At 45.0% G+C, this 23,062-nt stretch carries 26 protein-coding genes and 1 tRNA gene; 9 read left to right on the top strand and 18 right to left on the bottom strand.

What is annotated here, in order from left to right; all coding sequences use genetic code 11:
• The first annotated feature begins 379 nt into the window (after positions 1–379).
• A complete protein-coding gene (gene deoC / locus BN6539_RS16230; RefSeq protein WP_330385099.1) occupies positions 380–1,042 on the top strand; it encodes a deoxyribose-phosphate aldolase in 663 nt (220 codons plus the stop codon).
• 55 nt (positions 1,043–1,097) lie between these two features.
• On the opposite strand, the gene BN6539_RS16225 is transcribed toward deoC, so the two are convergent.
• From BN6539_RS16225 to BN6539_RS16200, 6 genes are all read right to left on the bottom strand, one after another.
• Complete coding sequence (locus tag BN6539_RS16225) at positions 1,098–2,243, bottom strand: FtsX-like permease family protein (protein ID WP_067540932.1); 1,146 nt, start codon at positions 2,241–2,243, stop codon at positions 1,098–1,100.
• Positions 2,244–2,247: 4 nt separating this feature from the next.
• Positions 2,248–2,940, bottom strand: a complete 693-nt coding sequence (locus BN6539_RS16220; protein ID WP_067540930.1) for an ABC transporter ATP-binding protein — start codon at positions 2,938–2,940, stop codon at positions 2,248–2,250.
• Entirely contained in the window at positions 2,933–3,514 is a 582-nt protein-coding gene (locus tag BN6539_RS16215; protein WP_067540928.1) for a TetR/AcrR family transcriptional regulator, read from the bottom strand. Before BN6539_RS16215 ends, BN6539_RS16220 begins: the two co-directional genes overlap by 8 nt.
• Before the next feature lie 265 nt (positions 3,515–3,779).
• Positions 3,780–4,961, bottom strand: coding sequence for a hypothetical protein (locus tag BN6539_RS16210; RefSeq protein ID WP_067540926.1), 1,182 nt, complete (start codon positions 4,959–4,961; stop codon positions 3,780–3,782).
• 99 nt (positions 4,962–5,060) lie between these two features.
• Complete coding sequence (locus BN6539_RS16205) at positions 5,061–5,951, bottom strand: hypothetical protein (protein ID WP_067540924.1); 891 nt, start codon at positions 5,949–5,951, stop codon at positions 5,061–5,063.
• A gap of 2 nt (positions 5,952–5,953) precedes the next feature.
• Positions 5,954–6,196, bottom strand: coding sequence for a hypothetical protein (locus tag BN6539_RS16200; protein WP_067540922.1), 243 nt, complete (start codon positions 6,194–6,196; stop codon positions 5,954–5,956).
• A gap of 111 nt (positions 6,197–6,307) precedes the next feature.
• On the opposite strand from BN6539_RS16200, the gene BN6539_RS16195 reads away from it, so the two are divergent.
• Both BN6539_RS16195 and BN6539_RS16190 read left to right on the top strand, forming a co-directional pair.
• Positions 6,308–6,637 (top strand): helix-turn-helix domain-containing protein, encoded by a 330-nt coding sequence (locus BN6539_RS16195; RefSeq protein ID WP_067540920.1) that lies wholly within the window; start codon positions 6,308–6,310, stop codon positions 6,635–6,637.
• 131 nt (positions 6,638–6,768) lie between these two features.
• On the top strand, positions 6,769–7,107 hold the full coding sequence (locus BN6539_RS16190; RefSeq protein ID WP_067540918.1) for a helix-turn-helix domain-containing protein: 339 nt from the start codon (positions 6,769–6,771) through the stop codon (positions 7,105–7,107).
• Between the two features lie 448 nt (positions 7,108–7,555).
• On the opposite strand, the gene BN6539_RS16185 is transcribed toward BN6539_RS16190, so the two are convergent.
• Positions 7,556–8,878: an IS4 family transposase gene (locus BN6539_RS16185; protein ID WP_067540917.1), complete on the bottom strand. Its 1,323-nt coding sequence runs from the start codon at positions 8,876–8,878 to the stop codon at positions 7,556–7,558.
• Between the two features lie 400 nt (positions 8,879–9,278).
• Positions 9,279–9,354: transfer RNA gene (locus BN6539_RS16180), tRNA-Pro, on the bottom strand.
• Between the two features lie 140 nt (positions 9,355–9,494).
• On the opposite strand from BN6539_RS16180, the gene BN6539_RS16175 reads away from it, so the two are divergent.
• On the top strand, positions 9,495–10,220 hold the full coding sequence (locus tag BN6539_RS16175; protein ID WP_067540915.1) for a MerR family transcriptional regulator: 726 nt from the start codon (positions 9,495–9,497) through the stop codon (positions 10,218–10,220).
• A gap of 529 nt (positions 10,221–10,749) precedes the next feature.
• On the opposite strand, the gene BN6539_RS16170 is transcribed toward BN6539_RS16175, so the two are convergent.
• Positions 10,750–11,334 (bottom strand): helix-turn-helix domain-containing protein, encoded by a 585-nt coding sequence (locus BN6539_RS16170; protein WP_067540913.1) that lies wholly within the window; start codon positions 11,332–11,334, stop codon positions 10,750–10,752.
• Positions 11,335–11,488: 154 nt separating this feature from the next.
• Between BN6539_RS16170 and BN6539_RS16165 the strand changes: the two genes are divergently transcribed.
• From BN6539_RS16165 to phnX, 5 genes are read left to right on the top strand one after another with little or no spacing between them, the layout of a single operon-like run.
• Positions 11,489–12,268, top strand: coding sequence for an ABC transporter ATP-binding protein (locus tag BN6539_RS16165; protein ID WP_067540911.1), 780 nt, complete (start codon positions 11,489–11,491; stop codon positions 12,266–12,268).
• Positions 12,261–13,904 carry an ABC transporter permease subunit gene (locus BN6539_RS16160; protein ID WP_067540909.1) on the top strand — a complete coding sequence of 548 codons (1,644 nt, stop codon included), beginning with the start codon at positions 12,261–12,263 and terminating at the stop codon, positions 13,902–13,904. The genes BN6539_RS16165 and BN6539_RS16160 overlap by 8 nt, the downstream gene beginning before the upstream one ends.
• Before the next feature lie 7 nt (positions 13,905–13,911).
• A complete protein-coding gene (locus BN6539_RS16155; RefSeq protein ID WP_082907568.1) occupies positions 13,912–14,928 on the top strand; it encodes an extracellular solute-binding protein in 1,017 nt (338 codons plus the stop codon).
• A gap of 21 nt (positions 14,929–14,949) precedes the next feature.
• Positions 14,950–16,050 (top strand): 2-aminoethylphosphonate--pyruvate transaminase, encoded by a 1,101-nt coding sequence (phnW, locus tag BN6539_RS16150; protein ID WP_330385098.1) that lies wholly within the window; start codon positions 14,950–14,952, stop codon positions 16,048–16,050.
• Entirely contained in the window at positions 16,050–16,835 is a 786-nt protein-coding gene (gene phnX, locus BN6539_RS16145; RefSeq protein WP_067540907.1) for a phosphonoacetaldehyde hydrolase, read from the top strand. The genes phnW and phnX overlap by 1 nt, the downstream gene beginning before the upstream one ends.
• 69 nt (positions 16,836–16,904) lie before the next feature.
• Here phnX and BN6539_RS16140 read toward each other — a convergent pair whose 3' ends face one another.
• The 9 genes from BN6539_RS16140 to BN6539_RS16100 form a co-directional block, all read right to left on the bottom strand.
• Positions 16,905–17,792: a MerR family transcriptional regulator gene (locus tag BN6539_RS16140; protein WP_067540905.1), complete on the bottom strand. Its 888-nt coding sequence runs from the start codon at positions 17,790–17,792 to the stop codon at positions 16,905–16,907.
• Positions 17,793–17,952: 160 nt separating this feature from the next.
• Entirely contained in the window at positions 17,953–18,810 is an 858-nt protein-coding gene (locus tag BN6539_RS16135; protein WP_067540903.1) for an AraC family transcriptional regulator, read from the bottom strand.
• An 84-nt stretch (positions 18,811–18,894) separates the two neighbouring features.
• Positions 18,895–19,332 (bottom strand): SufBD protein, encoded by a 438-nt coding sequence (locus BN6539_RS16130; RefSeq protein ID WP_067540901.1) that lies wholly within the window; start codon positions 19,330–19,332, stop codon positions 18,895–18,897.
• The gene (locus BN6539_RS16125; protein ID WP_067540899.1) at positions 19,329–19,970 is read right to left on the bottom strand and encodes a GyrI-like domain-containing protein; all 642 of its coding nucleotides are present in this window, start codon (positions 19,968–19,970) and stop codon (positions 19,329–19,331) included. The genes BN6539_RS16130 and BN6539_RS16125 overlap by 4 nt, the downstream gene beginning before the upstream one ends.
• A gap of 78 nt (positions 19,971–20,048) precedes the next feature.
• Entirely contained in the window at positions 20,049–21,188 is a 1,140-nt protein-coding gene (locus BN6539_RS16120; RefSeq protein WP_067540897.1) for a DUF3658 domain-containing protein, read from the bottom strand.
• On the bottom strand, positions 21,185–21,580 hold the full coding sequence (locus BN6539_RS16115; RefSeq protein WP_067540893.1) for an SRPBCC family protein: 396 nt from the start codon (positions 21,578–21,580) through the stop codon (positions 21,185–21,187). Before BN6539_RS16115 ends, BN6539_RS16120 begins: the two co-directional genes overlap by 4 nt.
• 3 nt (positions 21,581–21,583) lie before the next feature.
• Positions 21,584–22,030 (bottom strand): hypothetical protein, encoded by a 447-nt coding sequence (locus BN6539_RS22150; RefSeq protein WP_082907567.1) that lies wholly within the window; start codon positions 22,028–22,030, stop codon positions 21,584–21,586.
• Between the two features lie 33 nt (positions 22,031–22,063).
• On the bottom strand, positions 22,064–22,756 hold the full coding sequence (locus tag BN6539_RS16105; RefSeq protein ID WP_067540891.1) for a GNAT family N-acetyltransferase: 693 nt from the start codon (positions 22,754–22,756) through the stop codon (positions 22,064–22,066).
• Positions 22,749–23,009 carry a DUF3795 domain-containing protein gene (locus tag BN6539_RS16100; protein WP_067540889.1) on the bottom strand — a complete coding sequence of 87 codons (261 nt, stop codon included), beginning with the start codon at positions 23,007–23,009 and terminating at the stop codon, positions 22,749–22,751. Before BN6539_RS16100 ends, BN6539_RS16105 begins: the two co-directional genes overlap by 8 nt.
• Positions 23,010–23,062 lie beyond the last annotated feature (53 nt).

The following is a 23,062-nucleotide window of genomic DNA, read 5'->3' as shown; positions in this document are numbered from 1 at the left end:
GAATTAAAAAAAGAACCAAAGTTTTTCTGCAGTACCATTCAAGTGGATTTTATGTTATAATGATTCCATAATCTTATCAGCGTTGCCGAGAGGTAGGAATCGTTGAAACATGACTTCTGATTCTTTTTTTAAAGGTTTCGTCATGTTATAATGATTCCATAATCTTATCAGCGTTGCCGAGAGGTAGGAATCGTTGAAACATGACTTCTGATTCTTTTTTCAAAGGTTTCGTCATGTTATAATGATTCCATAATCTTACCGGCGTTGCCGAGAGGTAGGAATCGTTGAAACATGACTTCTGATTCTTTTTTCAAAGGTTTCGTCATGTTATGATATTTGTATTATCGCGTTGAGATAAAGAAGTTATTGGGAGGATTTTATGATGGCATTAAACAAATATTTTGATCACACTCTGTTAAAGCCAGACGCAACTGATGGACAAATCAAAACGCTGTGTCAGGAAGCAAGAGAATACGACTTTTATTCTGTTTGTATCAACTCCTGTCACGTCAATCTGGCTGCAAAGGAACTGGCTGGCTGCCACGTGGAAATTACCGCAGTCGTCGGTTTCCCGCTGGGAGCATGTACCACCAAGACGAAGGCCTTCGAAACAGAAGAAGCCTGTAAAGCTGGCGCTTCTGAAATCGATATGGTCATCAATGTCGGAAAATTAAAATCTGGGGATTACGATTATGTACTGGCTGACATTGAAAAAGTCGTCGACGCTGCATCTGAATACGGCTCTATCGTAAAAGTTATTTTGGAAACAGGCCTTCTGACGACAGAAGAAATCGTCAAAGGATGCCAACTCGCTGCTGAAGGCGGCGCCCATTTTGTCAAAACCTCAACTGGGTTCTGCGGAGGAGGTGCCACGACAGAAGCGGTGCAGCTGATGAAACAAACTATAGGCAGCCTGTTAAAAATCAAAGCCTCAGGAGGTATCCGTGATTACGAAACCGCGAGGAAGATGATCGAAGCAGGTGCGGACAGGTTGGGTGCAAGCGCCAGTGTAGAAATCATGAAACAGGCAGAAAATAAATAGTGCAGCAAAAAAGAGTGCAATGGTAAACCTCTGGTTCCGTCACGCACTCTTTTTTTTATTCCGCCATAATTTCTTTAATTGGAACATTTACGATTTTGATCGAATAGCAATACATGATCGTTTCATAGATAATTACAAAAGAGACGACAGAAATCCACATAGCCTGGTAGTCAAAATGATATTCCGGCACGTTTTGGATATCACGATAGACGGCAGATATCATGGTTTTCAGCAACACATACTGATATACTGTTCCTAATATGACGCCAATATAGGCTATGGGCCGATATCCGCCCAGAATCGCACTGCTGCACTGGCTCAGCGGATATCCCATCGAACGCATCATGGCAATGGTCTTCGTGTTGGCGCTGACCACTGTGGTGATGGCCAGAAACAGCGTCGTGCAGGCAAGTATCAGTCCTATTACAATCACGATGATCGCGAACATCTCACTGGCAATGTCCTTCATGCTGAACGACATCTGTGTCATTGCCGAATAGCAGAAAGAGGCAAAGCCGATAAAGAAAGCCAGTGATATACGGCTTCTAACGATAGAGTGTCTCAGTTCCCATAAAAAAGAACGATCCCTATCCTTGACTTTATTACGGCGTTTCTTAGTTTTTAAAGCTGACGTCCCCTGCATCAATCCCAGCGCCGGTCTTTTCACCTTGTGTTTTGCATAAAGGACGGAAAGCATAGAAAAGAGGATTGTCGGCAAGACAACTAGACAGAAAGCCAGTATAGGATGAAAATGCACTGAAATCCTGGGAAGTATATGATCTTCATTCATGACTTCATAAAAGGTTGGCATCAGCATAAATGAGGTGCTGAATCCAACCGCGGTCCCTAAAAAGATGCTGCTGCCAAATACCCAGAATCCCTTTGCTATCTTCATGTCCGAGTAACCCAACGCTTTTAAAATCCCCAGCTCTTTTCCGTGGGCATCGGTATAATGCTTGATATAGAAAAACAGCATGACAATCGAAGTAATCAGCAAGCATCCTCCGCTGATGGCACTGATCACTTTGCCGGTAGATACCTGCGCGTCGTAGAACATGGTCATAGGGCCAGCAGTGAGAGCAGCTTTTATGCTGACAATATCTAAATTAAAGTTCAGAAAAAGTGTGCAGACAAAGACTGCGCAACAGGATATGATGAAAATGCCAATCAGCTTCGCCGCGTCCTTGATTCCGATTATCATTTCATCACCACCCGATCTCATACGCAGTTTTCTGCGTTTTGTTCTCATAAATATCTGTAATTTTACCACTGTTCATTTTCATGACAGTCTTAGCCATCTCTGCAATGTTTAAATTATGTGTCACCATGACGATGGTGAAGTGATACGCTTCCTGCAGTCTGCAAATATAATCCAGCACCAAGCGGCCGGTTTCCTCATCCAAAGCGCCGGTAGGCTCGTCGAGAAACAGCACTTTCGGTCTTTTCGCCAGCGCTCTGGCCACAGATACCCGCTGCTGTTCACCTCCGCTGAGTTCGCCCGGCATTTTGTTAATCTGATCGCCAAGGCCGACAGCTTCTATAATCTGCCGATATTCGCCATTGCCCGCTAAGTCTGCGCCCATTTTTACATTCTTATCGACGTTCATGTCAGCAAGCAGATAATACTGTTGAAAGATGAAACCGACGTTTTCCTTGCGAAACTGGGTCAATTGGCCGTCGGTCAGCTTTGTAATATCTGTCCCATCATGGCATACTGTCCCTTCGTCGGGCCGTTCAAGGCCGGAAATGATATTCAGCAGCGTGGATTTGCCAGAACCGGAGGCTCCCAAAATTACCACGAAGTCCTTTTCTCTGATATCTAGTGAAAGCCCTTTCAGAACTTGAAACTTGTTTTCGTTGCTGCCATAGTATTTTGTGATATTATGAATTTCAATCATGATTGCCCTCCTGTTTTACGCGCTGTAAAAGGCTGGCAAAAACTTCTGTCAGCATATCGTTCATCTCTGACTCGCTGAATTCGCACACCTTTGTTGCACAGAGAGAAGCGATTCCGTGTGTGTAAATCCACAGATGGCGGTATAACCTCTCTGCGGTCTGTTGATTCACGTCGTATCCCTTCTGAATGGACAGGTAAATGCTTTGATAATTCTGGTCGATTAAAGACAGCACATTGGACAAGCGAGGATGCGCTTTCTGTTCTGACATGAATAAGAGCTGAAAAAGCTTCGGTTCTTCTATGGCAAAACGGATGTACTGCATTCCTACATTTTTAAAGGCAGGTTCCCGTTGCAGACCCAGCCCGACGTATTCATTGTAAAGCTGCTTCGCAGCGTTAGATACTTCTAACTGGACTTCCTCCATGTTCTGAAATACGGTAAAAATCGGTCTGGCAGAGCTGTCCAGTTTGCTGCCGACTGCTCTGGCAGTGACAGCGCTTATTCCGCCAGCCCTGGTGATTTCAAGGGCGGCAGAAACGATTTCTTCTCTTGTAAATTTTGCTTTTGGCGGCATCAGAATCCTCCTCGCTATATAAAACTATCGTTTTAAAACATATGTTTCATTATAGATCATATTAATAAAAAGTCAAGGACTTTGGATAAAAAAATGGCTAGGTTCCTTTCTGCACCTGCTTTGCAGGCTGAGCGCCCTCCTTAGGGCGGCGAGGGCATTCCCCTCTGCACATCCCACTTTTTAATTCATAGGAAATAGTAAAAATGCAATTTCCTATGAATTAAAAAAACAGCAGAGTGTAAAGCTCTGCTGTTCATTCTTGTCTTTATAATTCCTCACCTTCGTTTGCGAGGCCGTTCTCCCGATAATATTTATTGATATACTTTATGTAGGCCAGTAAATCGGTAATCGGTTTATGGGTATACGGGCTAAGAGTTCCTTCTGCTTCATATACATCCATAAAGCCATAAAACGCCAAAACCTGTGTTATCTGTTCTTCATAAGATTCACTGGTATCCGTGGCATATTCTTCGTAATTATCGTAGAGGTATGACGTTACAGATGTTATATCGTCCATTTTCAAATAGTTCTTGGCAAAACGATCAGCCGCTTTTTTGATTTCCTCTTCGGTGTATCCATCAGAGCTATAGGAGTCTGCAGAACTCTGTGCATAGAGCAGATTGTTGACGTCTATTGCGGTGTTATAAATATTCTCATCGCCGTCGTTGTTATATGTAAAGCTATAGGAGGAATCATCATAATCGTCATAATTATAATCGTCGCCTCCGTCATCGCACATACTGGCAAACATGATTACCACGCCGATTAAAAGTGCAATAATCATCCCTGCCACTGATCCGCCTTTTGCACTTGAACTGCTTCCGTCGTAAACCGGTTTATCTGCTCCAGTCGGCGTTTGTATAATCCCTCCAGATCCGCTGTCATCCAGTCTCGGCGTATGGACAGGCTGTGGTGTCGGTTCTATGATCCTGCCACTTTGGTTGTCGTTAAGCCTGCGTACATTGGCGGTAGCCCTGGCAGATGTCTCACGCCTTTCTTCCGGCTCCCCATCTCGCTGCTCAGAAGCCTTGCGAATATCCTCGACAAAACCGCCTACGTTTTCTGATACAGTGCTTTTCAGGGTGTCCATCTTGTCTCTCAATTTGGATACATCCGGCGTTTTAAAACGACGTTCTTCTCCCTGTCTAGCGGCCCGGTCTCTGTCTCGCTCAAATTTATCGTGATCGTACTTCTCCGGCTCGTAGCGTCTCGGTTTAAATTCTTTCCGTTCGTAGTCGTCAGAATGGTCCGCTGTACGATTGTTGCCCGCCACACTATAAGCGGCATTATAAGCAGTCTTCAACTCTGCAATCTTTTTTCTGACATAATCAGGGTCATCATCATAGTCCGACGATTTATATTTGCGAAGTCTCAGCTCATAGGCCTGCTTCACCTGTTCTTTTGTTGCATCTTCTCTGAGTCCTAGTTTTGCAAAATTACTGTTCATATGTACCTCTTTTTTATATCAACAGATACAACTTATTAGCTATATTATACAATGTTATCAGAAAAGTATCAATATATCATGTGAGATAAATCAAAAATATCATTTGCTTCTAGCAAAAACGACAGCACTATATTTCCCCAGATTTTCCAGACCGTTTACTTTTTTATATGGTTTTATCTTATAATAATACTTTTTTCCAGCTATTTTCACAGTATCAGTATACTTCGTCTTCGTAGTGGATGCGATGTAGGAATAAGTGCCGGACTTGCTCGTCGCTCTATAAACCTTATAGCCGCTGGCTGTCGATAGCTTCTTCCAACTGACAGTTATGCTTTTATCAGAGGACTCTTTTGCTTTGACACCGAGTACTTTTCCATTGTAAACGCTATAACCGTTTTCACTGGATTTAAAGTGGATCGCATATAGAGAGATAGAATTTTTACTGGCTCCACATTTGCTGCATCTAATTTTACAGGCTACTTTATTATTGACCGCCGTATTATGGGCATAGCAGGTCATCCATCCGGGATACTTGCCCTGGGCAGTCCCCTTGGCTCCATTGCAGATTGAAAGATGAAAATCCGGCTTCGGACATTTCTTATTATTACATCGATAGAGAATTATATCTCCAGCAGCAATTTTTCCTTTATTGTCATCTGCTTTTATCCCGTAATAGTCGTCATAATAAACAGCCGTTTGAAGTTTATAAACAACAGCATAACCTTTCTTGACCAGATAGTCCTTGTACTGTTTGGCAGTATAGTTATAGCCTCGGTTGTTGTCTCTTGGAATTCCACCAGATTCCACACATTTTCTCACAAATGCGACACAGTCCCCTTTTCCATCATTCCAATGATTTTTTGCGTACGAAAGCGCATCGGAGGAATTATAATTGATTGCACTAGCCCCGTATATCTGCATGGCTTCAGCCGGCATGAATACCGTTGTAAGGGTAATTGCCAAGAACAAGATCAATCCTTTTCTCTTCATGTTCAATCTCCTTTTCTCTTTGATATCATCATACAATATCGGGTTATCTGATGCAATGTTTTATTTATGGCCTGTACCGCCCTTCTCATCTGCTTTTTCATTCGATTGATTGGCCTGCGCCGATTCCTATCTTCTTCAACCCATTTCTCCAATAGCTTTATATCAAGCTTTTCTTTTCTCGACTGGTTCCTTAAAGCTTCACCAATCCGCTGTTTTATTAATTTGTCATAATCGTCGTCGTTCATCGTTTCACCTCTTTTATAAACTGTATACGTACTAATTCCCTATTCATTTTGTTATAAAAAGCGCACCAAATTGTTACAATAATTGTAATAACTGGTTAGGAGTAAATAAATATGGAATTAGATTATAGATTAATAGGTGAAAGAGTAAAAATAGCTCGTAAGAATCAGGAAATGACACAAGAGGAGTTAGCAGAAAAAACTAACTTATCCACAACACACATCAGCTGCATAGAGAACGGACGCACAAAATTGAGTATACAATCGCTAATAGATATTTCAAACACTTTGGAAGTATCGACAGACTGGCTGTTACAAGGCAATCTAAAAGCTACGAAAAGCGTTAATATCCATGAAATAGTAAATATTCTAAATGACTGTTCAAATGAGGATGCCGTTAAACTAGTCGAATTACTGCGTGCAGTCAAGAATATTGTCATATAAAACAAAGGGGACATTTTCCTTTTACTTATATTTCGCTCTTTCACTTGTCCAAACAATTAAATATCTTAATTGTAAGATTATTATAATACATTTGCTTTGTAGATACAATAATATTAAAAAGAGGTGGATAGATGCAGTACGATATAAATCTTAAAATTATGGGTCAGCGTATTAAAGAAAGTCGTCTTAAATTGGGTCTAACACAAGAACAACTTGCCGAAATTGTCAACCTATCTGTTCCACACTTATCTAAAGTCGAAAATGGCCACAAAGGATTATCGTTAGATACGGCTGCAAAGCTTGCTAACGCCCTTGATTTTTCTATCGACTATCTCGTACAGGAAAGTGCAGGTAATAGTAGAAGGGTCTTTCACTCCGAGATGAATTATATTGTGGCTGACTGCACAGAAGAAGAATTATCGAAGCTCTTAAAACTGATCCGCACATGCAAAGAAATAATCAGAGAATAAAAAACGAGTGCATAACGAAGGAGTATGCACTCATATCGCCCACAAGGGACGACGCTTTGTAAGGTACGTTCTTTGCCTTTTCACCTCAGCTTTAGTTGGCTAGGCGAATCGGACAGCGAAAGGAGCGTTAGCAAATCGAACGATGAAACATACGGAAATTCGCCCATCAGATGATATTCCCTAGGTTATAAATATAAGCGCATTGGACTGTATCGCCGCCTTGCATTTATGTTGCTCGCGCTCTTTCGAGTTCGAGTCTCTATTTCATAAAAAAACTGAGAGGTGCTTTGCACAATGTCATTAAGTTAGTGGAAAGTAAAAAAAGGCTTCATACTAAAAAAAGTATGGGGTCTTTTTACTTTAGCAAAATCAAATCCGCATACTCGTTTTACGGCATGCCAAAAAAGCCACACAGATGGCAGAAAAACCAGTATGCAGATGCCCGGATTTATGATATCCTGTAAATGAAGTTGATTGCTATTCTTGAATGTGATTTTCTCTCAAAGCTGCGGTCTTTCCGTATTGGTATTACGGATTTTAACAATAACCGATAAGCGGAATGTGGGGAAATCTGATTTAGGAATAGCTTTCTGCATATTAGGACCGCTTTTGCCGCATTGACCTTATATGGATATTTCCTGCTTGAGTGCGTGCTGCAAAGTCCTTCTGATACAACCGCCACAATATTGAAAAAAGCCAATCTTGAAAAAAGTTCCTGCAGCACCAGGTCTTTTCTGACAGAATGGAAGTAAATCATCCCCACATTGTATTTCAATGTTCTAAATGAGGTTTCAATTCCCCAGCGCATAGCATAAAGCTTTTTCAGTTCCAATGCTGGAAATACACTTGCCGAGAGGTTTGTTACTACGGTTTCGTATTGGCCATGTGTAATTTTAAATCTCACCACCCTAAAAGGAATCCGGTAAAAAGCGGCATCCTGGGTATATTCTGAGCGTAGGGGAAGATAATCCAGTCTTGAATTAGGCGGTATATACCGATAATGATTTCTATCCTCAAAAAGTTCTTTCGTCTTCTTCGAGGCTTTCCTTGTCATCTGCAGATCGATATCGAGATCAAATTCTTCATCGCCAGGAAGATCAAGTCTGCTGATGATTCCGCCTTTATCGATGTCCCGCACCCGTATCAGGTAGAGCCAGCGCTTTTCCTGCAGATGTGCCATTATATTGTAGGACTCATATCCACGGTCTGCAGTTAAAATGGCCCGCGTTATCCGAGAGCGGTCCACCATTTGATTCAACGCTTCATGTTCGGCAAATTTGAGTCTGTCCTGTACCACGGCGTCCTGATAAGTATTGGATAAAATATCGTAAAGGGCATTAAGATGGACAAGGTTATATGGTTTCTGCCCATTGGTGCCGGGGAAAAATGTGTCCGTATCATTAGGATTTGTAGGGATTTGCACATCACTTCCGTCAGCGGCTAAAAGCCTGTACCCCCGATAAGATTTTGCCTCCTGATGCAGGGTTATGGTGGCGTTAAACAGTTCCTCGAAAGCACTTTGCTTAATCTTTGCCCGTTGCTGCAAATATGCAGACACAGTGGGCACATCCATATTACGGGGAAAATATTCCAAAATCTCAGAGAAGAGGGTTCCGCCGTGCATACAGACAACGGACATCATACAGTCAGAAAAAGAAATTTTTCTGCTGCGGGTAAAGTCCTTTGCAGGACAATGCACATGGTTTTCTTTGCTTGCGGCAATTTGTTTGATGCAAGACCCGATTTTCTGGTAAATACTATCGATTTTCATAATGCAACCTCCTTGTAATTTTGTTTGATTTGAATGATCTACTAATTACAAGGGCCGCTTTTACCATCGTTTCTTTGCTGGTAAAAGCGGCCGCACATTTTGCGAGGTTTGTCAATAGCCTAAAGAAAAAAAGACCCCATACTTTTTTTAGTATGAAGTCTTTTTTTACTTTCCACTAACTTAATGACATTGGGCGCTTTGCTCCTCTCTGTTTTTGGTCGGAGTAGTGAGACTTATGCGTATGCTTCGCATCCGCCGCGCTTCATCTCCCCTTTCGGTCGATTCGCACCGCTCCCTATTCGATGGTTCACTGAACCATCTCACCTCACGCTCGCGCTCTTTCGAGTTCGAGTCTCTATTTCATAAAAAAACTGAGAGGCGCTATGCACCTCTCAGTTTTTGGTCGGAGTAGTGAGACTCGAACTCACGGCCTCTGCGTCCCGAACGCAGCGCGCTACCAACTGCGCCATACCCCGCCAACGAATAATATTGTACCACAAATTTTAAAAAAAGGAAGTACTTAAAATAGAAATTTTTCCTAAATCGGTAAAAAACGCTTGACCCTAACGCAACGTCATCCTATATGATATACTTATCAAGAGGAGGTTTGATATAAATGATGACAGTAAACGAAGTAAGTAAATTAAGCGGAATCAGTGTGCGCACACTGCATTATTACGACCAAATAGGACTGCTTCATCCTGACCAAGTCAGTGAAGCTGGTTACAGGCTGTACGGCCAAGCATCCCTTGAGCGACTGCAGCAGATTTTGCTGTTCCGTCAGCTGGAGTTTCCGCTGAAAGAAATCAAAGACATCATAGACAGTCCGGATTTTAACAAAGAAGAAGCCCTCGACCAACAAATTCAGATGCTGAGACTGCAGCAGGAGCATCTTTCGGGGCTTATCAACCTCGCCCTTGAAATCAAGAAGAATGGAGTAAATAAAATGGATTTTAAACCTTTTGATACGTCAAAGTTAGACGAATACGCAAAAGAAGCAAAGGAACGCTGGGGCGACTCCGCCGCATATCAGGAGAGCGCCAGAAAAACGAAGAATTATACAAAGGAGGATTGGAACATGGCAAATGAACAGATAACATCTGTCTTCGCTGAGTTCGGCAAGCTGAAAGAACTGCCGCCAGAAAGTCCGGATGCACAGATGGCAGTAAAAAAACTGCAAGATCTCATCAGCCAGTTCTATTACGCCTGTGATAAAGAAGTTCTGGCCGGTCTCGGCCAAATGTACACTGCTGATCAGCGCTTCAAGGACAACATCGACAAGATGGGCGGTAACGGCACCGCAGAATTTGCCGCAAGAGCAATCGCCTGCTACTGCAAATAACACAAACTGAACTTTATAGCGAAGTGGCTTATGCCGCTTCGCTTTTTCGTTACGCAGAATGAGCCTGTTCCCAGCTTTTCGTTAAGCAGAACCAAGCAGCAGCAAAGCGCATGCGTAACACTCCCTTCGCAGTTCGGGGTCCTGTTACGCAGAATGAGCCTGTTCCCAGCTTTTCGTTAAGCAGAACCAAGCAGCAGCAAAGCGCATGCGTAACACTCCCTTCGCAGTTCGGGGTCCTGTTACGCAGAATTTGGCTATTCCCCGCTTCTGGTTAAGCAGAACCGGGCGGCAGCAAAGCATATGCGTAACACTCCCTTTGCAGTTCGGGGTCCTGTTACGCAGAATTTGGCTATTCCCCGCTTCTGGTTAAGCAGAATTGGGCGGCAGCAAGGCATATGCGTAACACTCCCTTTGCAGTTCGGGGTCCTGTTACGCAGAATTTGGCTATTCCCTGCTTTTCGTTAAGCAGAACCAAGCGGCAGCAAAGCATATGCGTAACACCACTGCCGGGTCCTGCAAAGCCCTGTTCTTACAGCTTCCAACTGAACAAGCCGTCTTTACTGCAGCCGAACAGAAGTTTTCCTCTGCCTCGCTTTGGAAAGCGCACTTCGCCGCCCTGCTCTGGATACAATCTGATCAAAGTCACTCGGTCATAGTCCAAATAGGTAAAGAAATTCAGAAAATGGTCTTTGCTCATCTCGTGTGCAAAGGTAATGTAGTAATCGTCTTCGATTACCTCAACGTGAAGTTGATGTTCTGCATCTGCTGGCCTGCTCACAAGTGGTTCCAGGCGCCTGCCGCAGCAGGAAATTTCCGCGTCGCCAGTGGCTGTCAGGATATTTCCGCACATGGGACAGACATAAAATTTTGCTCTCTTCATATTCCCTCCATCTGCACTGTTAGGAGCCAGATCTCCTGCCAGTATTTTCTCTATGTTTACGCCAAATATTTCTGAGAGGCTTCTGAGCAGCGACACGTCTGGACAGCCCTGCCCTCTCTCCCACTTTGAAATGGCTTTATTGCTGATAAAGAGCTTGTCTGCGAGTTCCTGCTGCGTCATAGCTGCCTCTTTGCGCAGCTGATAAATCACGCTGCCTACTTTTTCATAATTCATATATTCACCTCCCATCTGCTTTAGTATATCCCAAATAAGCATGCCGGGCAATCCACCCACCGTAGAGTTTTACAAACCTTTAACCATTTTATGGAGGATGATTTAACATTGGCATGCTATACTGAGCCAGAATTTGAAGATAGGAGATAGATACATGCTGACATTAAAAAACATAAAAAAATCTTACGATGGGACCGTTATTTTAAAAGACGTCAACCTGGATATCCAGGAGGGAGAAATTGTTTCCATCCTGGGTTCCTCAGGCAGCGGAAAAACAACTTTGCTGAATGTCATCCTCGGCATCACCGACTGCGACTGCGGGCAGATACTTTTTGACGGAAAAGATATTACGAAAGTATCTATGGAAGAACGAGGTTTCAATATCGTCTTCCAGGACTATGCACTGTTTCCAAACCTGAACGCTTATCAGAACATCACTTATGGTCTGCGCAACAAGCCCGCCATTTCCACGGACGAGGAAGTCAGAGAGCTGATCAGTTTACTGGGGCTTGCGGAACACCTGGACAAAAAAATAGAGCAGCTGTCAGGCGGGCAGAAGCAGCGCGTGGCTTTAGCAAGAACCCTGGTGATGAAACCGAAGATTCTCCTCTTAGACGAACCCCTCAGCGCCCTGGACGGCGTCATCAAAGAATCCATAAAGGAAAAAATTAAGACCATAGCAAAAGAGTTCAATCTGACCACCATCATCGTCACCCACGATCCGGAAGAAGCGCTGAGCCTCTCTGATAAAGTCATGATTATCAACAACGGCAGCATACTGCAATATGCAGAGCCCCAGGAAATCATCCAAAGTCCAAAAGATGACTTCGTAAAAAGCTTCATCTTAAAACAGTTGGAAATCAAGAGAAACAATATCCTCGCCTTATTCAACCAGGGATTCCAAGCTGCAGGAGGAGGGGCAGTCAATGGCTAAGCAAAGACAAGGCACGCTGGAGTTGAAGTTTATTTTCCTCCTATTGGCAATTATTTTTGTGATATTTCTTCTGTTTCCCATGTTGATGATTGCCATCCAGTCCCTCAGCAGCGGCCAGGAAATGACCACAAATTTTTATGGAGAAATTTTTGCAAAGCCCGGGTTTGGAAAAGCGCTGACCAACAGCATCGTCGTATCGTCTCTCAGCGGCGTTCTTACGACAATCCTTGCTTTCATCTTGGCCTATGCCGTTAACTACACCAACATCCATAAAAGAATCAAAAAGAGCATTGCCGCCTTGGCGGTTTTGCCCATGTTTCTGCCCACCATTACATACGGCTTCGCCATCATCTATTCTTTTGGCAAGCAAGGACTGATTACCATGCTGCTGGGCAAACAGCCCTTTGAAATCTATGGATACAGCGGGCTTTTGATCGGATATGTGATCTACACCCTGCCGATTTCATTTATGCTGATCAACAATACCATGGGATATATCGACAAGAAATTTATGATCGTATCCCGCGCTATGGGCGATAACCGGTTCCGTTCCTTTATGACGACAGTCATAACGCCGCTTCTTGGAACCTTTGCAGCCTCATTCATCCAGTCCTTCTTTCTCAGTTTCACGGATTATGGAATCCCCACATCTGTAGGAGGAAACATGGACTTGATCGCCAACATGCTCTATAACGAAATGCTGGGCAGTCTGCCTAATTTTCATACAGGGTCTGCTGTGGCCGTCATGATGCTGCTGCCGTCCATCATCAGCATTTTGCTGCTCACCTTTTTAGAGCGGTACAATATTAGATATAGTAAAATCTCAACGATTGAGATTCCTAAAAATAGAGCAAGGGACAGTGTCTTTACAGGGCTTTCCCTTCTCATACTGGTGACAGTGCTTTTAATACTGGCAGTTATTTTTATCGTACCATTTGCCAAAAGCTGGCCATATGCGCTGACACCGACCTTAGATCATATCAAGGTGGCCCTCGGTGACGAGAGCCTGATCGGAGTCTACCAAAACTCTCTGCTGGCGGCCATTCTTACAGCAGCCTTGGGCACCTTGGTCGTTTACGGAGCGACTCTGATTTCTGCGAGAAGCAGATTCAGTCACTCCCTTGGAAAAATACTGGACAGTGTCGCCCTTGTCACCAACACCATCCCAGGCATGGTGCTGGGAGTAGCTTTTCTGCTGGCATTTAAGGGCACACAGATACAAAACACGTTTTTCATCATCATTATATGTAACATCGTTCACTTCTTTTCATCCCCCTATTTGATGATGAAAAACAGCCTGGAAAAATTGAATGCCTCTTGGGAAAGTACGGCCAAGCTCATGGGCGACAGCTGGTTTAAGACGGTAGTCAGGATTATTACGCCCAACACCTTCACTACTCTGCTGGAAGTTTTTAATTACTATTTCATCAACGCCATGGTCACCGTCAGTGCAGTCATCTTCATCGCCGGCGCCCGCACCATGGTCATCACCACAAAGATCAAAGAACTGCAGCATTTTGCCGATTTCAACGAAATTTTCGTTCTCTCCATTTTGATTTTGGCAACCAACATTATCGCAAAAGGCTTATTTAAGCTATTAGCATACATCAAAATAGAAGCAAAAAAGAAAGGATAACAAAATCATGTTTAAAAGAAAATCTACTCGTAAGTTCAAAGCAGTTGCCTGCTTTGCCGCTGTACTCGCCCTCTGTTTCACCGTGTTCACAGGCTGCGGCTCCAAAGAGGCCTCTCAGGTGGTCATCTACTCCAATGCAGACGACGAGGCGGTGGCTGCTATGACTGATACCCTTAACGACAACGGTTATGAAGGAAAGTTTATCTTTCAGAGTTTTGGCACTTCTGAACTTGGAGGTAAGCTTCTGGCAGAAGGTACAGACATTGAAGCAGACATCGTCACGATGAGTTCTTATTATATGGACAGCGCTCAGGAGCAAAACTCCATGTTTCAGGATTTAGAGTTTGACGTGGACACAATCAAAGAGGTTCCCTCCTATTATGCGCCGTTTCTTGCCAACCAAGGAGCGATTCTTCTCAACACAGAAGTGATGAAAGAAAACAATCTTCCGACACCAAAGTCATTAAAAGACTTGGCAAAGCCAGTTTACAAAGGCTTCATTTCTGTAGTCGATATAGAAGGCTCTTCCACTGCCTGGCTTATGGTGCAGGCTTTGGTAGACGCTTATGGGGAAAAGGAAGCGCAAAAAATTCTGGAAGATATCTATACTAACGCAGGCGCTCACATGGAACAGTCCGGATCCGGTCCAATTAAAAAAGTGCGCGCAGGCGAGGTCGCCATCGGCTTTGGCCTTCGTCATCAGGCAGTGGCTGATAAAGAAGAAGGCCTGCCAGTGGACTTCGTAGATCCGACGGAAGGAAACTATACCCTAACCGAGGGTATTGGCATCATTGACAAGGGTGAGGATACCAATAAACTGGCCATGGAGATGGTCAGATGCATCATTGAAAACGGCCGCAGCAAACTGATGGAATACTACCCAGTCCCACTGTATAACGGCGAAAAAGCAGACGACAACGCGGTATCAAAGAATTCCAAGGAGTTTAAAGAGCCACTGACAGTAGAACTGTTAGAAAAACACCAGGCTCTGTCCGAAGCCGCTAAAGAAGCACTAGCAAAATAACAACAATGGAAGTAGAGAGGAATGAAAAAAATGATTACATATAAGCTGTTAACCCCTGGTCCCCTGACCACGACAGAAACCGTAAAAAAAGAAATGCTGGTGGACCACTGTACCTGGGATGACGATTACAAACAGATTACCCAGTCTATTCGCAAAACACTCCTTAAATTGGCCCATGTATCGCCTGAGGAATATACAGCCGTCCTCATGCAGGGCAGCGGCACTTTCGGCGTTGAATCTGTATTGACCAGCGCCGTAAGTGCACAGGACAAATTATTGATTATCGCCAACGGCGCATATGGTCAGAGAATGGCAGAAATTGCCCATCGCGCAGGCTTGTCTCATCAATTGTACAACTGTAGCTATGACGAGACCCCTGACAGCAATAAAATCGCAGAAATCCTCGCCGTCGATCCGGCGATTACCCACGTATCCATGGTACATTGCGAAACTACTTCCGGTATTCTCAACGACATTGCCGCCGTCGCCAAAGTCGTAAAAACAGCCGGCAAAACCTATATTGTTGACGCCATGTCCAGTTTTGGCGGCATCGACATTCCAGTAGCTGACCTCGGCATTGACTTTCTCATCAGCTCCGCAAACAAATGCGTACAAGGCGTCCCAGGCTTCTCCTTTATCATAGCAAAAAAAGAAGCACTGGCCTCTTGCGAGGGAAAAGCGAGAAGTCTTTCTCTGGATCTCTATGACCAGTGGAAAGCCATGGAAAAAGACGGGAAGTGGCGTTTCACCTCCCCTACCCATGTGGTTTTAGCTTTTGCCAAAGCCCTTGAAGAGCTAGAAGCAGAAGGCGGCATACGGGCTAGAGAGCAGCGTTACAGATCCAATAATAAAATGCTCATACAGGAATTGGCCCGGCTAGGGTTTCATACTTACATTGACAGCACTCACCAAAGCCCGATCATCACCAGTTTTTGTTTTCCGGAACACCACAATTTCTCTTTTGAAGAAATGTACGCTTACGTCAAAGACCGCGGTTACGCCATCTACCCGGGTAAAGTAACTGACGCGGATACCTTCCGCATCGGCAATATTGGAGAAATTTATATCGACGACATCGAAAAGCTCTGCAAAATCTTTGCAGACTATATGGAGGATAAATAATGAAAAAAATAGAAGCAGTCATCTTTGACTGGGCTGGAACCACTGTTGACTTCGGTTCCTTTGCCCCGGTCCAGGCCTTTATCAAAGCCTTTGAGGAATTCGGCATCACACCGACAGTAGACGAGGTGCGCGCCCCTATGGGCATGCTCAAATGGAACCACATCCACACCATGATGCAGATGCCCCGTATTCAGAAAGCCTGGGCCATCTCTCACGGCCGGCAATGGACGCGCGAGGATGTAGACGCTGTCTACCAAAAAAGTGAAAGCGGTATTATGGAGATTCTTCATGATTTTGCTCAGCCAAAGCCGTATGTGCTGGAAGCCGTAAAGACACTGCGGGAACGAGGCATTCAGATTGGCTCTACAACTGGCTATACTGACGAAATGATGCGCATCGTCGTGCCGGAAGCAGAAAGACAGGGATATCGTCCTGACGCCTGGTTCTCTCCAGATTCTGTGAATAAGATGGGGCGACCTTATCCTTTCATGATCTTTAAAAATTTAGAAGCGCTTCGAATCAGCAGCGTCTCCGCTGCTATCAAAGTCGGCGATACCACTGCCGATATCAAAGAAGGCAAAAACGCAGGCTTGCTTTCGATTGGAGTAATTGAAGGCAGCTCCGTCATGGCGCTGTCAGAAGCAGAATACAATGTGCTGTCCCCAGAGGAAAAGCGCGCCTGTCATGACCAGGTTACCAAAATCTATCAGGACTGCGGTGCAGATTATGTCATCGACAATATGAGCAGTCTGCCGGATCTCATCGACCTGATTCAACAACAATAGCCCATCGCTAATTTATATATAAAGAAAAACTCCGTCAAGCCACTTGGCTGGATGGAGTTTTTCTCGTCTTTATCTCTTCATAACCAGATGATAGTCCGAGTCGTAGTACAGGCCCAGGTCCGCACAAATCCTGTCGTTTACCTGAGTTAAAGCATCGTGGTAGACTTTGTAGGAGGGAGATAATTTCACCATATTGGGAATGAAAATATCGTTATATCCGCAGTCCTGCAATCGCTTCATAAACTTCCGCTGTGATGCAAATGCAGGATAATATCTATAGAATAGTGAGTTTTTCTTTTTTACGTTTTTTCGTACCTGCTCCCTCAGCTTCGCATAGTCCTCATCTGCTAAATCAATATATCGCTTTATCTGGGCATCCATTCTCTTTGTCATAGTTTCTGCATCCTGCTTTGATAATTTGCAGGATAGGAAGCTAACGACCTTCAAGAGAAAGGGAATTTTGATCTCTAAACCGTCAAAAAAACCGACGATTGCCTCGTAGGCCTCTCTTTGTGCCGGTGTCGTGATTTTAATCTGCAGATAGGGCAGGAAATGATACATAAAATAGTAGCCGTATGCACCCGGGATCATGTCTCTGAGAGCGTCGGCAATGGTCTCATACTCCAGCTGCTGTGAAAGAACTTCAATATTCTCGTTTTCTATATAGGCAGCCAATGCCTCTAATTCCCGCTGATTTTCGCCCAACTGCTTTCGTTTCTCTTCGTAAACCTGCCGAAGAATCCCTTTATCCTCGTCCTGCAAGAGAACCTTAATTTCTTTGATGCCAATGCCCAGCTTGCGATATACGGAAATCTCTTTTAGGATTTTAAGATTTTCGATGCTGTAGTTTCTATAACCGTTTTGATCTTTTTTTACTGTTAAAAGGCCTTCCTCTTCATAATACTTGACCGCCCGTCTGCTGAGACCGGTTTCTCTCGTCACTTCATTTATTCTCATAGACTGTCTCCTCTCCTTGCTGAATCAAGTATAGACCTGTACCCAAGGTACAGGTCAAGGGTTAAATCCATCGTTTTTTAATTATAGCGAACTCAACATAAAATCATCATAGTGCAGAAGGACATGTCTCTTGCGAACATGCCCTCCCTTCGTCCATTCACTATTTCTTAACCACTGGCATCCAGACTTCGCAAACATAGTCTGCACTGCTCTGGTCCCCTTCAAAATACACTTCTATATCCGGCGCGTTGACGTATTCATATCCCGCCCCAGGCAGCCACTCCGTTATAATACGTTTCTGCAGATTCTGAATCGAATCGGGCATAGCGCCGATACATTGAAAGACCGCCCAGTTTCCTGCTTCAATCTGCAGTTCTTCCATGCCTGCAGGCGCCGGCGCCTTAGAAGCGACACCGATATAATAGTCAAACTCCTCATCCCTGGCAGAAGTACAGATTCCCATGATCCCGGGAATCTCCGGATTCATCATTTCGCATAACTGGGAAATGGTCTGGTCTTTGCCAGCCTGCATCCAGATTCCCGGTATTTTCTCGAAAGACTCGTCGATACCTCCAGTGAAGTGGGTTTTCTTACCTACAACGCGAAAGGCCTCTTTTGTTACAATTTTGTAGTTCATCTCATATTCTCCTTTGATCGTTATTTTGAAACTGATCGGAGGATAGGTTTTCAGAACGACGCCTTCGCGCCTAGCCTGGGACGGTGCAATACCGTGTATGTTCTTAAAAGCACGGTTAAAAGCAGTTGGTGATTCATAACCATACTTCAGAGCCAGATCCAGGACTTTCACTTGTCCTGACTGCAGCTCTGCCGCTGCCATAGACATCTTTCTGCGGCGAATATATTCGCTTACCGTAATGTCCGTCATATAGGAAAACATTCTTTGAAAGTGATAGAGCGAGCAGCAGGCCAAAGCCGCCGCTTCTTCCATATCCACTTGATCCTCCAAATGGTCTTCCAAATACGAGATTGCCCTATTCCAGTTTTCTAATAATTCCATCCTCGTCACCTCCGTTCATGATCAAAGTATAGCAGTCTTTCTGCGAGAATGCCTCTCCCCCAGCAATCGGATAAAGAGAGGTCGTCAGGTGATTTTCTTCAAGGCCGCCTGGATATCCTTATATACCAAAGGCTGCATGCTGTCCGCATAGATTTCAGTATCTGCCAGGCGCAGCGCCTCTTTGATGTCCGCCGCCAAATCCGGCTTATATACAGCAATTTCCGGCAGAACTTTGATGAACTGCCGGGAAGTGATCGGTTTTTCGTCCAAAATATGTTTTAACAGCTGGTCGATGCACTCGTCAATCTTGTTGTCTTCATCCCACCTGGCGTTGGCAGCGATGAGCAGTAATCCTCTGGTCCTGATGTAGAAGTCAGCATCCTCGCTCATAGCGACGAACTGGTCAAAATAGGGGTAGAGTTCATCAGATTGTGCACTCACGTTCAGCAGCACCTTCAATGCCGCGTAGGCCTCTTTGGAATTCTTACTGTATAAGATCTTTACTACTTCCTCTATGTTCATCTTACGGCCTTCTTTTTGATCGGATGGCGCACTACCGTTTTCATCTTAGCGGGATCACATTTTCTCGGATCACTGAGATAAATCTCGTGATGATAGCGCTCATCTCTGATATCATTCTCATATCCTTCGGACTCGGCAAAAGCCTCCATGGCAGCCACAGTCTCAGGCTCATCGTCGTAAGGACCGATATGCATGCACTGGACAGCAAGTCCCTCTTTGTAAGTGAAGTATTCCACACTGGCGAGGTTCAGCTTTTTCTTCGCCTCCGCTGTTCTGACCGCCCAGTCGAAATCCTCCCGGCTCACAAAATCCGGCAGCCGGATGACGGAAATCCACTGAAAGCTGTCTTTATTGCTGTAGTCCACGCCTCGCACATCCTTCTGCCACCAAAATCCTTCCAGAGGCGGCACCACATATTCGAAGAATCCGTCAATCTTGTGTTCTCCTTTGTAGCTCATTTTAATCGTGTAGGCAACCGCATAAAGCAAACCTACTGCCGCCTGATAGGCACCGCCCTCTTCATTGGGATTGCCACAGCCCCGCACCGCCAGAAAATTCATTTCTGGCACCTCTACAATGGTCGGCTTCTTGGGCGGCATGTAAAATTCCTTATATTCCTTCTTGTAATCAAAAGCCATCTTACACCTCCATGTTCATTATTATGGGAATATCCTACGCCAAAATACACGACATCTGTATGTCATGATTGCAAAATATTATTGATGCAATAGCTTTTCAAGATGCGTAAGCTGTTTCGCAAGGCGCTGCTCTTTTTCTTCTTCGGACATTTCGGGGCCGCTACTGGCGTAACGATCGCAGGATGCCATGAACGGCTCCTCCGGATGTTCCGTTTTGATATACTTGTGAAGTACGCATTCGCCGCAGTGTCTGAAGGATTTCCGTTCCACACAGCAGTGGTAGATCCTGCAGGTCTTATCACCTGTGCCTTTCAGCCAGAAAGGCTTGCCCTCAGTTCTGTCGCATCCCCGGCAGGTTTTGTCGTAAGCCTCGCATTCCAGGCAGTCCAGGCCACAGCAGCTGACCATGTCCTCAGCCCGCCGCAGCAGACGTTCACCGTCCCACTCGATATCCTCATCGTCCACCACGACCAGCCTGCCGTCGTCAATCAAACGCTGCGCGCTTTCCAGGAACAAATCGTCAGAAACACCCATCTGATAATCCAAGGCGTGTCCGATCAGCTTGCATTCTTTGAAAGGCCGTTCCTCAATCCCGCCTTCCACCATAAAATCATAGAAATCTGCAGGCACGCTGACCAGCCTGCCGTTGACCACGGCTCTCAGCGGAGCGTTCTCCTTCACCAATTCTTCCCAAAGATCTGCGTAATACCGCACCTCCATCCTGCTGAGCGGCTTCTCATCCTTTGTAAAGTCCAGTATATCCATATGGCCCACCTCGCCCCAGCTTTGATGAACCACGATGCTGTTTTCATTTTTAAGCTGATACTCCGGCAGCTTGACAACCGATATCGGGCAGTCGCAATCCTTCAGCATGGAGCACACCTGGTAGAGGCCGCATACAGCGTAAGGCGCATCTGAATACCAGATCCGCATGGCTTCGCCCTTGGCCGCATAAGCCTTGAACCGTGATACCTGCTTTTGCAGAGAATTCCACTTCTGCTTCTGTTGTTCAACAGTATCGCAGTCTCTCCATCTTCCTGGGCTGTATTTCTTCAGACACTGGCTCTTTCGCGCCTCACCCAGAAGATTTCCGCTGATATCGCCCACGTCCAAATCAAAAGAGAGCTCCACCACCTGGTCCGCACTTCCCGGCTTCTGCATAGCTCTGGCGATGGTCACGCCGCCGGCTTCACTTTCCCCGAACAAAATCTCAATCATTCTAGAAATCCCTTCAAATCTTCCACATACTGTTTCTGCTGTTTTTTCAGGTAAGCTCCTACAAAAGGCTTCATCAGAGCCTTCTTCGCCGTGACATCCTCTGTAAAGTCGATTTCCGTGCCATCCGGCGTCACATTGAACAGGCCTGTCCAATGACCCTTCATGTTCTGGTTCTCCATGTCAAACTCATAGCGTTTCCCCGGTTCAAAAGCCGTAATGGTAAAAGTCGTCGCAAAGCCATCTTTGGTGTACTCTATGAATGATTTTCCGTCTTCTGAAACCTCGATTTTTGCCAGATCGCTTCTCCACTGATAATTTGTCAAATCTGTCACGACTTCCCAAACCTTTTCCAGTTCCGCCTGGAAAGTCACTTTGATATTTGCTGTCGCCATTGATTACCTCCCTTGGTCATCTGCTGTAATAATTGCCGTCCAAGAAGACATCTTCTGCCCTCTGCAAAAAGATACGCCTGCATTATAGTATTTTTTCTCCGCAGCCTGCGTCAAAGTCTCCGTCCCCATATAGACACCGTCCTCCGACTGGTAAAATGAAATGATACTGTCTCCGACGATTTCAAAGGTTCCCTTCAGAGTTCCCAGCGCCGGATTGAAAGACTCCCACGACAAAGTGTTCTGCTTGTCTGTATCTTTGATAACATAATCGTTTGTAAAACGAACCGGTTCGCCAGTAAAACGCACCTCCAGAAATCCGGTCAGACTCCATTCCGATTCACTGTGAAGGATACTGACCTCCCCGTGAAGCGGGAAGGATTTTTCTTCTTCATCATAATAGGTTCCCTCTGCAGTCCACTGTAAAGTATCATAAAAATAAGTATGTTTCATAGTACCTCCAAATTCAGTTCCACTATCCTGCTGCTACAGCAGCCAGGTGATCGTCTCCTTTGAAATCTCAAGTCCCAGTTTTTTCTGCAGTTTGGCAGAAGCTTCATTTCCGATGACGATTTCGCCGTAAGGCGTGTCCCCTTTTTCAAGGATATAGTTGATCATAAATCGCTCTAACTCCTCGCCAAAACCACGCCTCTGAAACGCTGGAAAGATTTCCAAAAGTCCAAGGCTTCCGTCCAGATGGCAACCCGAAAAGCCGACGAAATTGTCTGCGTGCAGCGCGCAGAACAAATTTCCTCGGCGATTGATTTCATCTATTTCTTCTTCAGGAATGGTGTGATAGTTTTCTTTGATCATCTGCAGGTGGCCGGCATCTGGTCTGACGATTTTCAGCTCAGATTGAAAGGAGACTTTTTCACCTTTGAAATAGGCGACCTTCTTGCATTTGAACACATCGTGCAGTTGGAATTCTGGCTCAGCATAGTCCGCCAGAGACTCCTGGCAGACTACGATCTGATAGGGATTTCTGATCTCGTCCACCAGATATTTTCCATATTCATCATTGTCAGCGGACACCATGTGGACATTGCTGGACTGATCCAGCATCAGCATGCCATGTTCACTTTCATGAAGGATCAATGCTTTGTCACGTCTGATGGACTCCAGCATGGCGATATGCAGCAGGCGGTTTTTCTCCAAATATGTAATTCCGATATCAGACATCTTGCGCCCACCTTCTGCAATTGTCCAGTCTCGGTTTGGGGTCAAAGCCCATCTCCTCGCCCATGGTCGCTTCCATCTCACAAGGGAAGATATCACATTCCCCGCAATGATGGAGGCCTTTTTTCTCACAGCAGGACTTTACCAGGCACTCTCCGCCCCAGAACGGCAGCTCCATATTGAGGCAGCCCTTGCACCCCACTTCCTCTTTTCGATCACAGCTATCACATGCAATACCACATCTGGATTCGTACATTGTTTCTACCTCCTGAATCTTTCTTGATACTTACATCATAGCGCATCGAAGAC

Source organism: Emergencia timonensis, from assembly GCF_900086585.1.
Classification (GTDB): domain Bacteria; phylum Bacillota; class Clostridia; order Peptostreptococcales; family Anaerovoracaceae; genus Senimuribacter; species Senimuribacter timonensis.
Note: the sequence above shows the minus strand (reverse complement) of the source record. Positions and strands in the feature narration are given on the sequence as shown.